Here is a 12,570-nt window from a genome sequence, read left to right as displayed (position 1 = left end):
CGCTCGCCCGGGGTGACGACGCACACCCAGCCGAGCGCACCGTAGACGGGGTGCGGCACGACGACGTCGGTCGCCTCCGCCTCCGCCGCGTCGCCGTCGCGCGGGTCGTCGCCGACGAGGTCGCGGAACCGGTCGCGGCCCACGTGCACGTTGACCCTCCACCGACCCTCCTCGTCGAGCCGCGACGCGGAGTCGTCGGGGTAGTCCTTGGTGACGACCGTGCCGTACGGCTGCCCGTGCGGGATCTCGCCGTCGGGGGCGTAGTAGAAGAAGTGGTCGCCCCACGCCAGCTCGGGGAACTCGCTTCCCGGGCCGGGCGAGAGCACGAGGACGCCGTCGAGGGACCGGACCGTTCCGAGGATCTGCTCCATACTCATGATTCGAGTGTGCTCTTGAAGTGCTCGTGGAGGGTTGGCGTGACGATCTCGGGGCGCGGCGCGGCACGGCGCGAAGAGGCGGACGGCGAGGCGTCGCGGCCGCTGCGGACGTCCGACGTCGCGCGCGCGGCCGGGTGCTCGGTCCAGCAGGTGCGCGACCTGGAGGCCCTCGGCGTCGTGCCGCCCGCGGGCCGGTCCGCGAACGGCTACCGCACGTTCGGCGACGAGCACGTCCTGGCCCTGCGCGCGTACCGCGGCCTCGCAGCCGCCGTCGGGCCGGTCGTCGCACGACGGGTGCTGCGCGACGCGCGGTCGCTCGGTCTCGACGAGGCGGTGGCCCTCGTCTCCGGGCTGCACGTGACGCTCGCGGGCGAGCGCGACGAGGCTCTCGCCGCACGGCGCGCTCTCCTCGTGATCCGGTCGGAGGACGACCCGGCCGGCTCGCCCGGCAGCACGACCGCAGGGGTGACCGAGCGCGACGGGTCGGTGCTCACGATCACGGAGCTCGCCGCGGCGCTGGGCGTCCGGGCGTCGACGCTGCGGTTCTGGGAGCACGAGGGGCTCCTCGCGCCGGAGCGCGTCGCGTCCCGCACGGGCGCGGTGTCGGCCCGTCGCTACCCACCCGCGACCGTGCGCGAGGCCCGGGTCGTCGCGGCGCTGCGGGCGGCCGGGTACCGGGTCCCGGAGGTCCGCCACGCGATCGACGCGCTGCGCGGGGCCACCGGTCCGGCCGACGTCGCCGACCCGCTCGCCGCGCTCGATGCGCGGCTCGACGCGATCGCGCGCCGCACCCTCGCGCTGCTGGAGGCCGGGCACGACGTCGTGCGCCTGCTGGCGCGCGTGCCGGGGCCGCCCGGGTGACGCTCGGGGCGGCGTTCGAGGGGGTGCTCGAAGGGGCCCGCGGTGGACGTCGGGGACCTGCGTCCCGTCACCTGCCCGACCCTCCGGCGTCGCCCGGAGTCCACCGGGCCGTCACGCGGCATTCCTAGCGTCGCCGGGGCAACCGTCCCGACGCTCGGAGGACCCGATGACGACCACCCGACGCCGCGCCGTGCGCGGTACCGCGGCCGCGCTGGCAGGAACCCTGCTCGCGAGCACGCTCGCCGTGGCAGCGACCACGACGACGACCGTCCCGTTCGCCACCCCGGCCGCGGCCGAGCCCGGCGACGTGCTGCTCGCCGAGTCGTTCGACGGCGACGCCCTCCCGGAGGGCTGGACGCCCGTGCTGGGCGACTGGCAGGTGCGGGACGGCAGGCTCGTCGGTGACGCGCCCGACGGGTCGTCGCCCGCGCGCATCGTGTTCGGGCGGTCGGCGGAGAACTACCGCCTCGACGCGACGCTGCGCTTCGAGAGCGTGGACAACGCGTCGCGCTGGGCGGGCGCGATCCTCGACGTCGCGCCCGACGGGACGGTCCCGTGGTGGCAGGCGGTCCTGCGCAGCACCACGACCGCGCACAACGGCGTCGAGATCGCGCAGCGGACGGCCGCGGACGCGTGGAACGTGCCGTACACGGCGTCCGCCCCGGCGGACGCGGCGACGGGTCGCGACGTGCACCTCTCCGTCGAGGTGCAGGGCGCGGCGGTCACCTACGCGCTCGACGGGAAGACCCTCCTGGAGGGCCGGATCGACCGTTCCCGCGACGGCGCGCTGGGCTTCGTGACCGCCGGGGCGACCGTGAGCGTCGACGACGTCACCGTCACGGAGATCGAGCCGGCGTCCTACGTCGGCGGCGACGGGGAGCTCCCCGTCACGGTCGCGCACCGCGGGTACTCGTCGGTCGCGCCGGAGAACACGCTCGCCGCCGTGGCGGCGGGCATGCGCAGCGGCGCCGAGTACGTCGAGATCGACGTGCACACCACGGCGGACGGGCTGCCCGTGGTGCTCCACGACCAGACCGTGGACCGCACGACCGAGGGCTCGGGCGACGTCGCCGTGCTGCCCGGCGAGCAGGTCACCGCGCTCGACGCCGGGTCGTGGTTCTCCCCGGCGTTCGCCGGTCAGCACCTGCCGACGTTCGCGCAGGTGCTCGACCTCCTGGAGACCGGGTCGTCGACCCTCCTGCTGGAGATCAAGGGCCCGGAGACGTCCGCCGAGGTCGAGCGGGTCGTGGACATGGTCGTCGAGGCCGGGCTCGAGGACCGCGTGGTCCTGCAGTCGTTCGACGTCGCCGCGCTGCGGTCCGCGCGCGAGCACGCGCCGCAGATCCCGCGCGGCCTGCTGCGCGGCGCGCTCGACGCCGACCCCGTCGCCGTGGCGCAGGACCTCGGGGCGGTCATGTACAACCCGTCGGCGAGCGCGCTGCTCGCGCGCCCGAGCGTCGTCGCGGACCTCAACGAGGCCGGCATCGCCGTGATGCCGTACACCGTGAACTCCGCGGCCGACTGGGCCCGGCTCACCGAGATCGGGGTCGACGGCGTCATCACCGACCGCGCGGGCGCGTTCATCGGCTGGAAGCAGGCGCGCGAGCAGGAGGCACCGGCCCCCGCCGCGCCGACGGTGGAGGTCGTGAGCCCGGCCGACGGCGCCGAGGTCGAGCGCGGCGGCACGCTCGTCGTCGCGGCGAGCGCCACGGACGCGGACGAGGTCGTCGTCGCGCTCGACGGCGAGCCGGTCGAGAACGGCGCGGCCGTCGCCGCCGCGGACCTCGCGCTCGGCGAGCACACCGTCTCCGCGACGGCCCGGGGAGCGGGCGGCGAGGCGACGGCGGAGCGGACCGTCGTCGTCACGGTCACGCCCGAGGGCCTGCGCACGCGCCTCGCGCTGCTCGACCTCCCGCCCGGCCAGCTCGTGGGCGCGCTCGGCGCGGTCGAGGCGGGGCGCTGGGAGTCGGTGCGGCGGGCCGTCGAGAAGTTCGTCGACGACGCGGCCGTGCGCGAGCGCCTGCTCGAGGAGATCGCGCACCTCGACGGCCGCTGACGCGCGGCACCCCGCCGGCAGCGGGTCCGTCCCCGGTCGACACGACGGCCGGGGACGGGCCCGCTCACGCGTCGGACAGGAAGCGGCGCCGGTCCGAGCGGGCCGAGCCCAGCCCGGCCCACCCGACGAGCGCGAGCACGCCGCCCGCGATCCAGACGGCGACGTCCCACCCGGGCGAGCCGTCCGACCCGACGACGGCGCCGTCGGTGGCGAGGATCGCCGCACCGAGCCCGAGCAGCCCGAGGCCGAGCACGACGAGGACCACGTCACGGGCGGTCTTCCCCGCGCTGCGACGGGGCGCGCGGGCCGCGAGCGCCCCCTTCTCCTGCGGGGTGAGGGGCGCCGTCGGGCCGAGGGGCTGCACGCGCTCGGACCCGTGGCGGAACCGGGCAGGGTCCTCGACGGCCTCGACGAGCGCCGACGGCAGTCCCAGGAGGTACGCGAGGTCGGCGACGGGGTCGCCGGGCCACGTCGACGCGGCGAGCAGCGCGCGCAGCCGTCCCGGGTCGCGCGGCTCGCCGAACACCTCGGCGAGCGCGTCGAACGCGCCCTCGGTCCCGGAGGTCGACAGGTCCGTCCACGTGTCGTTCCAGCTCCCGAAGACCCACGGGCGACCGCGCGTGGTGAGCGTCCACGACACCCCGGTCCCCGCGCGCTCCAGGCTCAGCATCGCCTCCCCGGCGCGCAGGCCGCGCTCGATCGTCGAGCGCGCGCGGAACTCCCCGCCGAGCGCCGCCGTGAAGGCCTCCCGCACGTCGTCGTCCGGCTCGCCCGGGACGGGCGCGGGCGGACGTTCGAGCGTCCAGACGGCGGTGCGCTCGTCGGTCGCGCGCACCCACGCCGACCCGGCGCGGCGCACCGCGGCACGCACGAACGCGGCGTCGGCGCGCACGAGCTGGACGACGGCGTCGGGCGCCGCCGAGTCGGTCGCGGGGAGGTCGGCGAGCGCGGTGAACACGTCGAGGAGGTCGTCGGGGTGCTCGAGCTCCCGCAGGCGGTCCGGCGCGGTCGCCGCGTCCCGCAGCCCGACGAGCGCGTCGACGGCCGCGAGCACGTCGCCCGGGTCGCCGTCGAGGCGCATCGCGTGGTCGGTGCGCGTCGCGGACGCGTCGACGGGCGCCCAGGTGACGACGACGGGCGGGGCGACGGGGTCCGTCCGGGCGGCGAGGACCGCGCTGACCCCGGGCGGGAGCGGGTCCGACCCGCCGTCGAGCTGCACGACCCACGGTGCGGCGACCAGCTCGTCGACCCGGGCCAGGGCCTCGGCGACCGACCCGGGCACGTCCGGGTCGCGGTCCACCGCCGAGCCGTCGTCGGTCTCGACCTCCGTGTCGACCTCGGCGAAGGTCCAGCCGCGCTCGTCCGTGGGGCCCACGCGTCCGTACTCGAGGCGCGCGGCGCGCAGACGGTCGACGACCTGGGCGTGCGGGGTGCGGGTGACGACGTTCACCGCGTCATGATGCCGCACGCGCGCGGCCGGGACGGCGCGGCGACCACGCCGCGCCTGGTCCGTGCGTCAGAAGCCCTCGGGCGGGGTGAACTGCGACAGCGTGAGGACCGCGCCCTGCGGGTCGCGCACCTCGGCCTCGCGCGTCCACTCCGTGTCGGCCGACGAGAGCACGACCGCGCCCGCGCGCTCGGCGGCCGCGGCGGCGGCGTCCCGGTCGGCGACGGCGAACGTCACCGTGTGCCGCGCGGGCCCGCCGTCCTCGACCACGCCCGCCACGACGTCCCGGAACCCGGGCGGTGCGCCCTCCTGGTTCGCGTCGATCTCCGGGTAGACGGTCCGGGCGAGGTGGTCGCCGTACCCCGGGACGCGGGCCATGCCCGCGCCGAGCCCCGCGTCCACCTCCCACCCGAGCAGGGGCCCGTAGAAGTGGAGCGCCCGCGCGACGTCGGGCGTGTGCAGCACGCTGAAGTTCCACGTGCCCGGCTCGTTGACCCGCTGCGCGCCGACGCGCGTCCCGGGCTCCCAGAGCCGGAACGTCGCGCCCTGGGGGTCGCGGACGGACGCCATGCGGCCGGGCGGCCCGATCGTCGTCGGGCCGTCGAGGACCTCCCCGCCGAGGTCGGGGACGCCGCGGGAGGACGCGTCCACGTCGTCGACCGCGACGTACGTGATCCACGCGGCCTCGCCGGTCCCGGACGCGACCGCGGCGACGTCCTGCCCGCCGAGCGACGCCACGACGTACCGCTCCCCCGTGCCGGGCGGGAGCCTCTCCTCGAACTCCCACCCGAAGAGCGCGCCGTAGAACGCGAGCGCGGCGTCGACGTCGGGCTGCTCGGTGTCCACCCAGCACGGCACGCCGTGCGGGTACGTGCGGGTCGGCCGGGACTGCGTGGTGTCCATGCCTCAGGATCCCACCGGGCGCCCACACCGGCAGGGCCACCGGGGCGTTCACCCGCCGGTCACCTCGTCGCCCTTCCCCGCGGGGGCGGGCGTGCGTACGGTGACGAGGAACCTCTCGACGACCACCGTCCCCGACGACGAGGAGCCACCGTGTCCACGAGACCCGCTCACCCCGCCCCCACCGGCCGTGCCGCCCCCGCCCGCGCCGTCCCCGTCGCCCTGGCCCTCGCCCTGTCCGTCGCCCTCACCGGGGGCGCCGTCGGCGCCGCGGCGAGTCCCGCCGTCGCGTACGGCCACGCGAACGGGCACGGAGACGGTCACGACCGCGGGACCCTCCGCGTCGCGACGTACAACGCGAGCCTCAACCGCGCCGCGGCCGGAGAGCTCGAGGCCGACCTCTCGACCCCCGACGACCCGCAGGCCGCGACGATCGCCGAGGTGCTCCAGCGCACCCGGCCCGACGTCGTGCTGCTCAACGAGTTCGACTACGTCCCGGACGGACGCGCCGTCGACCTGTTCCGCGACCACTACCTCGAGGTCCCCCAGGGCGGCGCGGAGCCGATCGAGTACCGCTACGCGTACGTCGCGCCGTCGAACACCGGCGTGCCCAGCGGGTTCGACCTCAACGACGACGGCACGGTCGGTGGGGGCGACGACGCGTTCGGCTTCGGGGCGTTCGAGGGCCAGTACGGCATGGTCGTGCTGTCGCGCTACCCGATCGACACGCGCGGCGTCCGCACGTTCCAGCACTTCCTGTGGAAGGACATGCCCGGCGCGCTCCTCCCCGACGACCCGGCGACGGCCGCGCCCGCGGACTGGTTCACGCCGGAGGAGCTCGAGGTCGTCCGCCTGTCGAGCAAGTCGCACTGGGACGTGCCCGTGCGGGTCGGCCGGGAGACGGTCCACGTGCTCGCGTCGCACCCCACGCCCCCGACGTTCGACGGCCCCGAGGACCGCAACGGGCGGCGCAACCACGACGAGATCCGGTTCTGGGCCGACTACGTGACGCCCGGCAAGGCGTCGCGGTACGTCTACGACGACGCCGGCCGCCGCGGCGGGCTGCACCCGGGCGAGAGCTTCGTCGTCCTGGGCGACCAGAACGCCGACCCGCTCGACGGCGACTCGGTCGACGCCGCGATCGACCAGCTCCTCCACCACCGCCGCGTCCAGGACCCGGCACCCCGCTCCGACGGCGCCGTCGAGGCCGCCGCGCTCCAGGGCGGCGCGAACGCGACCCACCGCGGCGACCCCGCGCTGGACACGGCCGACTTCGCGGACAGCGCGCCCGGCAACCTGCGCGCGGACTACGTGCTGCCGTCGCGCGACCTGCGCGTGCGCGACGCCGGGGTGTTCTGGCCCGTCCAGGCGGACCCGCTGTCACGGCTCACCGGGGTCTTCCCGTTCCCGAGCAGCGACCACCGGCTCGTGTGGGTGGACCTGGCGGTCCGCGGCTGACGCGGCGCCGGGCGGTCCCCGCCCGCCCCGGGCGCTCGTCGCCCGGGGCGACGGTCCTGGACCAGGACGGTCGCCGGGTGCACACTCGGAGGTCTGTGCTCACCGCCGACGCACAGCAGACTCCCGGCCGGCGCCACGCCGGTCGCACGGCACGCCCGCGGCGCGCCACGTCGTCCGGCCCGACGACCACCCACCCACGTCCCCGGCGCGACGCGCGCGTGCCGCCTCCGCGGCACGGCGACGACACCCCCGCCGCGCCCCGGACCGCCGGACCAGGAGCACCCATGAGACGACTCCGCACCACCCTGCCCGCAGGCGTCGCCGCCGCGACCGCCGCCCTCGTCCTCGTCGCGAGCCCCGCCGTCGCGCACGGCGGCGGAAAGCCCGACCCGCGCCCGCCCACCGTGACCGACGTCGCGACCGGGCTCGTCACCCCGCTCAGCCTCGCGGCCGGACCACGCGGCACGACCTACGTCACCCAGAACTTCCCCGGCCTGCTCACGGCCGTCGGGCGCGACGGCACGCCGAGCGTGCTCTACGCCTCGCCGGACGGCGGCGAGGTGGGCGGCGTCTCCTACGCCGACCGCCGCATCACGTTCACCGAGACGCAGCTCGGCGAGGAGGGGCCGGTCGCGTCGGAGGTCTCGACGCTGCGCACCGACCGCTGGGGGAACCCGACGGGCACGCCCCGCGTCCTCGCGGACACGTTCGCGTACGAGCAGGCGAACAACCCCGACGCCGGCGTGACGTACGGCCTGCGCGAGACCGACCCGGCCTGCGTCGCGCAGGTGCCTCCGGTGCCCATCCCGGGCCTGTACACCGGGATCGCGGACTCCCACCCGTACGCGACGGCCTCGTCCCGCGGCACCACCTACGTCGCCGACGCGGGCGCGAACGCGATCCTGTCGATCAGCGACCGCGGGAAGGTCCGGACCGTGGCCGTCCTCCCCGCCCAGCCCGCGGTGGTGACGGTGGAGGCCGCGGCGGCCGTCGGGTGGCCCGACTGCGCCGTCGGCGAGACCTACTGGTTCGAGCCCGTCCCCACGGACGTCGAGGTGGGTCCCCGTGGCGTGCTCTACGTGACGACGCTCCCCGGCGGGCCCGAGGACGCGAGCCTCGGCGCGCGCGGCGCCGTCTACACGGTCGACCCGTGGAAGGGGAAGGTGCGCCCGCTCGGGTCCGGGTTCGTGGGCGCGACGAACCTCGCCGTGACGGACCGGGGGACGGTCTACGTGGCCGAGCTGTTCGGCGGCAAGATCTCGCAGGTCGGCAAGCGCGGCCCGAGCACGGTCGTCGAGGTCCCGCTGCCCGCCGGGCTGGAGTGGGACGGCACGGGCCTGCTCGCGACGACGAACGCACTGCCCCCGGACGAGACGACGCCGCCCGACGGGCATCTCGTGCGCGTCGACCTCGGCAAGCACCGCGGTCGCTGACCGCCCTGCTGCAGGGCCCGGGCGCCTCCCGCTGCGGCGGGGACGCCCGGGCCGCGTCGTGCCGGGGCTCTGCGCGTCGGGCCGTCAGCCCCTCCCGAGGGTGAGCGCGAGGACCGCCGCGGCCAGGGCGACCGCCAGGCCGACGCCCGCCGCCACCAGGCTGACGATCGTCGCGGCGCGGTTCCGCGCCGACGCGCCGACGCTCAGACCGAGGCTCTGGGCCGCCTCGGTGACGATCCGGCGCCCGGCCGCCGTGTCGAAGAGGACGCGCGTCCGCGCCCCCGACTCGTCGTCGGCGATCGACGCGGTGAACGTCGAGCTGATGCTGCCGCGCGAGACGGAGCGCACCCAGCCCCGCTCGGGCTCGACGAACCGCCCGTCCGCGTCGAGGGCCCAGTGGGTGTCCCGCACGACGTCGGTGAGCTCGACCCGCAGCCCGTCCGGCAGGACGCGGACCTCGTGGGTGACGAGGGTCGCGTAGTAGCTGTGCGAGAAGATCCGCCACCACGCCACGTCCGGGCGGTCGAGACGCAGCGTGAACCCGTCCAGACGCTCGTCGACGATCCGGTACGGCGTCCCGTCGGTGCGCGCACGGACGGCGGCGGCGAGGTCCTCGGCGGTCGGCACGGCAGCGAGTGTAGGCGCCGCTCCCGGGGCCGGGGGCGGGCGGGGCCGAGCCGGTCCGGACCGCGCCGGACCTCGACGTCGGTGCCCGGCCTCACCCCGACGACGCGGCGCGGCGCAGGGCGTCGAGGCTCACCCGGACGTCGTCGTCCGTCGTCGCCCACGAGCTCACCGACACGCGGAGCACCGCGCGGTCGTGCCACCGCGACCCGGACATCCAGGCCGTCCCGTCGTCGAGCACGCGACGCACGACCTCCTGCGTGCGCGCGTCGTCCCCGAACGCCGCGCACACCTGGGTGAAGACGACGTCGTTGAGCACGACCGCGCCGTCGATCGCCCGCATGCCCGCGGCGAACGCGGCCGCGTGGCGGCAGAAGCCGTCCACCAGCTCCGCGACCCCGGAACGCCCCAGGGCGCGCAGCGTCGCCCACACCGGGAACGCGCGCCCGCGGCGCGAGAGCTCGGGCACCTTGTCGAGCGGGTCGCCCGTGTCGCTCTGGATGAGGTAGTCGCCGTGCATCCCCATCGCTGCGCGCAGCGGCGCGGGGTCCGCGACGATCGCGAGCCCGCAGTCGTACGGCACGTTGAGCGTCTTGTGCGCGTCGGTCGCCCACGAGTCCGCCGCCTCGTACCCCGCGACCAGGTGGCGGAACGACGGCGACGCCGCGGCGAAGAGCCCGAACGCGCCGTCGACGTGCACCCACGCGCCGTGCCGGTGCGCGACCTCGACGGCCGCGTCGAACGGGTCGAACGCCCCCGAGTGCACGTTCCCCGCCTGGAGCACGACGATCGTCGGGCCGTCCGCCGTCCCCGGCGAGGGAGAGCCCTGGTCCCCCGAGGTAGAGCCCCGGTCAGCCCAGGTAGAGCCCTGGTCCCGCGAGGTAGAGCCCCGGTCCGTCAGCGCCTCCTCCAGCGCGGCGACCGAGATGCGGCCCTGGTCGTCCGCGGCCACGACCTCGGGCGCGCCGAGCCCGAGGTAGGACAGCGCGAGGTCGACCGACTCGTGCCGCTCGGCGCCCACGAGCACGCGGACGCGCGGGGCGCCCGTCAGCCCGCCGCGACGCACGTCCCACCCGGCACGCCGCAGGACCTCGCCGCGCGCCGCCGCGAGCGCCGTGAAGTTCGCGGTCGTCGCGCCGGTGACGAACCCGACCGCACCCGTGGCGGGCAGGCCGAGCAGGTCGAGCAGCCACGCGCTCGCCACGTCCTCGACGGCGGTGTGCGCGGGCGTCACGGTGCGCAGCGCGGAGTTCTGGTCCCACGCGCTCGTGAGCCAGTCGGCGGCGAGCGCCGCGGGGTGGCTGCCGCCGATGACCATGCCGTAGAAGCGGCCGGACGGCATGGCCGTGAGGCCGGGGCCGCACGCGGTCGCGAGGAGGTCGACGACGTCCGCGGCGCTCGTCGGGCCGTCGGGCAGGTCCGTGCCGAGCGCCGCGACGACGTCCCCGACGGTCGCCTGCGGCGGGACCGGCCGCGTCGTGAGGGAGTCGAGCCACGCGGCGGCGTGCTCGTGCGCCCGCAGGAGGGCGGCGTCGCGGTCGTCCATGACCGGCTCCTGACCGGGCCGGACCGACGCCGGCCCCTCTCGCCAGGCTGGACCCGCCCCGCGTCCGGGGCAACCGCGGCCCGAGGGTCGGCGCCCGTCGGCGGGACGGCAACCCGCCGATCCGGTACGCGAGTACTTCTTACGTCCAGGCAACCATCAGGCAACACACGGTCCCTAGCGTCGGGCGGGCCAGATGTTCCCCCCGACGGAAGGCCCCCTGTTGAGAACGTTCACCCTGACCCTGTCCGGCCGCGCCGTCGCGGCCGTCGTCGCGCTCGTCCTCGCGTGCGCGGCCCTCGCCGCGACGGTCGCGTACACCGTCGCCGACTCCCGGGCGTCGGCCGCCGCCGCGCGCGCCGAGGGCGCCGCGGCGCCGGTGCTCGCCGCCGGGACGGCCCCGGCCAACCCGCTCGGCATCGCGTCCGCGCAGTACGCGACCGCGACGGCGACCGCCGCCGCGGAGAAGCCGAAGGTCGTCGTCGTCGCGACCGGAGGCACGATGGCCGGCAAGGCGACCGGCCGCGACACGTTCACGAGCTACCGCGCCGGCACGTACCTCATGGAGGACATGCTGAACACGTTGCGCCCCGAGCTCGACGCGGTCGCCGACGTCACGGCCGTCCAGTTCGGCAACGCCGGCTCGTCGGGCTACTCGATGGAGCAGTTCCACGCGCTCACGCTCGAGGTGGAGAAGCAGCTCGAGACGGCGGACGCCGTCGTCGTCACGACGGGCACCGACACGCAGGAGGAGTTCGCGTACTGGCTCGACCTCACGGTGCGGTCGCGCAAGCCCGTCGTCACGTCCGGCTCGATGCGCCCGTGGGGGTCGGGCGCCGGGCCGGACTCGAGCCTCGTGTTCGGCACGGACGCGCCCGCGAACCTGTACAACGCGATCAAGGTCGCGGCGTCGCAGCAGACGTTCTGCTTCGGCACCGTGCTCATGCTCAACGACGAGATCCAGGCGGCCCGCGAGGTCACCAAGACGAACTCCTACCGCACCGACACGTTCCAGACGCGCGAGTACGGCGTGCTCGGCTGGATCGACGGCGACAACATCACGCTGGGCCGCGCGCCGGCACGCGTGCTGGCGTGCGACACCGAGGAGTGGTTCACGCCGTTCGACCTCGCGAAGGTCGACCCGAAGGCCCTGCCGCGCGTCGAGATCGTCACGTCCTACCAGCAGGCGGGGGGCGAGGGCGTCGCGGCGTTCGCGAACGCGGGCGTCCGGGGCATCGTCACGGCGGGCACGGGTGCGGGGGGCATCTCGTCCGCGATGAGCCAGGCCCGCACCGCGGCGATCCGCGACAAGGGCGTCTGGTTCGTCTCGACGACGCGCACCGGGTCCGGGTCGTCGTACGGCGGCGGGAACGGCATCATCGCGGGCGGTGACCTCACGGCCGTCAAGGCGCGGCTCCTGCTGCTCCTGTCGCGCGCCTTCACCGAGGACTTCGCGACGGCGCAGGGCTGGTTCGCGACGTACGGCGACGCGTCGTTCGACCAGTCCGCGACGGCGGCCACGATCGGCGCCGAGCCGGGGTCCACGAGCGTCCTCTTCACGGCCACGGCGACGCCGTCGTGCAAGGCGGCGGGCAAGCAGCTCTGGCTGACCACCTCGGTGACGAACACCGACACGGTACCGATCGACGTCCGGGTCACGACGGTCTCGGGCGAGCACACGTTCACGAAGATCCCCGCCGGGGAGACGGTCGAGAAGACGTTCTCGGTCAAGGGAAAGACGCTCGACGCCGGCGAGGTCTCGCTCGTCGCGTACAAGAACGTCGACGGCCACGCCGTCCAGACGAAGTCGACGGCGCCCTACCCGGAGACGACGTGCGCCTGACTCTCTGACACCCAGCCGCCGAGCACGA

The 12,570-nt window shown here is 76.1% G+C and carries 10 protein-coding genes; 5 read left to right on the top strand and 5 right to left on the bottom strand.

Annotation, left to right across the window (positions count from 1 at the left end):
* The coding region (locus ABWU78_RS06945) for a DUF6194 family protein (protein WP_439157944.1) at window positions 1–377 on the bottom strand (377 nt) is incomplete at its 3' end.
* 39 nt (window positions 378–416) lie between these two features.
* On the opposite strand from ABWU78_RS06945, the gene ABWU78_RS06940 reads away from it, so the two are divergent.
* Complete coding sequence (locus tag ABWU78_RS06940) at window positions 417–1,238, top strand: MerR family transcriptional regulator (protein ID WP_439157943.1); 822 nt, start codon at window positions 417–419, stop codon at window positions 1,236–1,238.
* A gap of 166 nt (window positions 1,239–1,404) precedes the next feature.
* Window positions 1,405–3,294: a glycerophosphodiester phosphodiesterase gene (locus ABWU78_RS06935; protein ID WP_439157942.1), complete on the top strand. Its 1,890-nt coding sequence runs from the start codon at window positions 1,405–1,407 to the stop codon at window positions 3,292–3,294.
* A 64-nt stretch (window positions 3,295–3,358) separates the two neighbouring features.
* On the opposite strand, the gene ABWU78_RS06930 is transcribed toward ABWU78_RS06935, so the two are convergent.
* A complete protein-coding gene (locus ABWU78_RS06930) occupies window positions 3,359–4,744 on the bottom strand; it encodes a hypothetical protein (RefSeq protein ID WP_353708187.1) in 1,386 nt (461 codons plus the stop codon).
* Window positions 4,745–4,810: 66 nt separating this feature from the next.
* Entirely contained in the window at window positions 4,811–5,644 is an 834-nt protein-coding gene (locus tag ABWU78_RS06925) for a VOC family protein (RefSeq protein ID WP_353708186.1), read from the bottom strand.
* Window positions 5,645–5,794: 150 nt separating this feature from the next.
* Between ABWU78_RS06925 and ABWU78_RS06920 the strand changes: the two genes are divergently transcribed.
* Complete coding sequence (locus ABWU78_RS06920) at window positions 5,795–7,099, top strand: endonuclease/exonuclease/phosphatase family protein (protein ID WP_353708185.1); 1,305 nt, start codon at window positions 5,795–5,797, stop codon at window positions 7,097–7,099.
* Window positions 7,100–7,383: 284 nt separating this feature from the next.
* Complete coding sequence (locus tag ABWU78_RS06915) at window positions 7,384–8,532, top strand: ScyD/ScyE family protein (RefSeq protein WP_353708184.1); 1,149 nt, start codon at window positions 7,384–7,386, stop codon at window positions 8,530–8,532.
* An 84-nt stretch (window positions 8,533–8,616) separates the two neighbouring features.
* Here ABWU78_RS06915 and ABWU78_RS06910 read toward each other — a convergent pair whose 3' ends face one another.
* Both ABWU78_RS06910 and ABWU78_RS06905 read right to left on the bottom strand, forming a co-directional pair.
* Window positions 8,617–9,159, bottom strand: coding sequence for a hypothetical protein (locus ABWU78_RS06910; protein WP_353708183.1), 543 nt, complete (start codon window positions 9,157–9,159; stop codon window positions 8,617–8,619).
* A 91-nt stretch (window positions 9,160–9,250) separates the two neighbouring features.
* Window positions 9,251–10,702: a pyridoxal phosphate-dependent decarboxylase family protein gene (locus ABWU78_RS06905; RefSeq protein WP_439157941.1), complete on the bottom strand. Its 1,452-nt coding sequence runs from the start codon at window positions 10,700–10,702 to the stop codon at window positions 9,251–9,253.
* A gap of 220 nt (window positions 10,703–10,922) precedes the next feature.
* Here ABWU78_RS06905 and ABWU78_RS06900 point away from each other — a divergent pair, with 220 nt between their 5' ends.
* Window positions 10,923–12,542 carry an asparaginase gene (locus tag ABWU78_RS06900; protein ID WP_439157940.1) on the top strand — a complete coding sequence of 540 codons (1,620 nt, stop codon included), beginning with the start codon at window positions 10,923–10,925 and terminating at the stop codon, window positions 12,540–12,542.
* The last annotated feature ends 28 nt before the right edge of the window (window positions 12,543–12,570 follow it).

The organism is Cellulosimicrobium sp. CpK407 (assembly GCF_051844275.1).
Lineage (GTDB): Bacteria > Actinomycetota > Actinomycetes > Actinomycetales > Cellulomonadaceae > Cellulosimicrobium > Cellulosimicrobium cellulans_G.
This window is presented reverse-complemented; position numbering and strand designations above follow the sequence as displayed.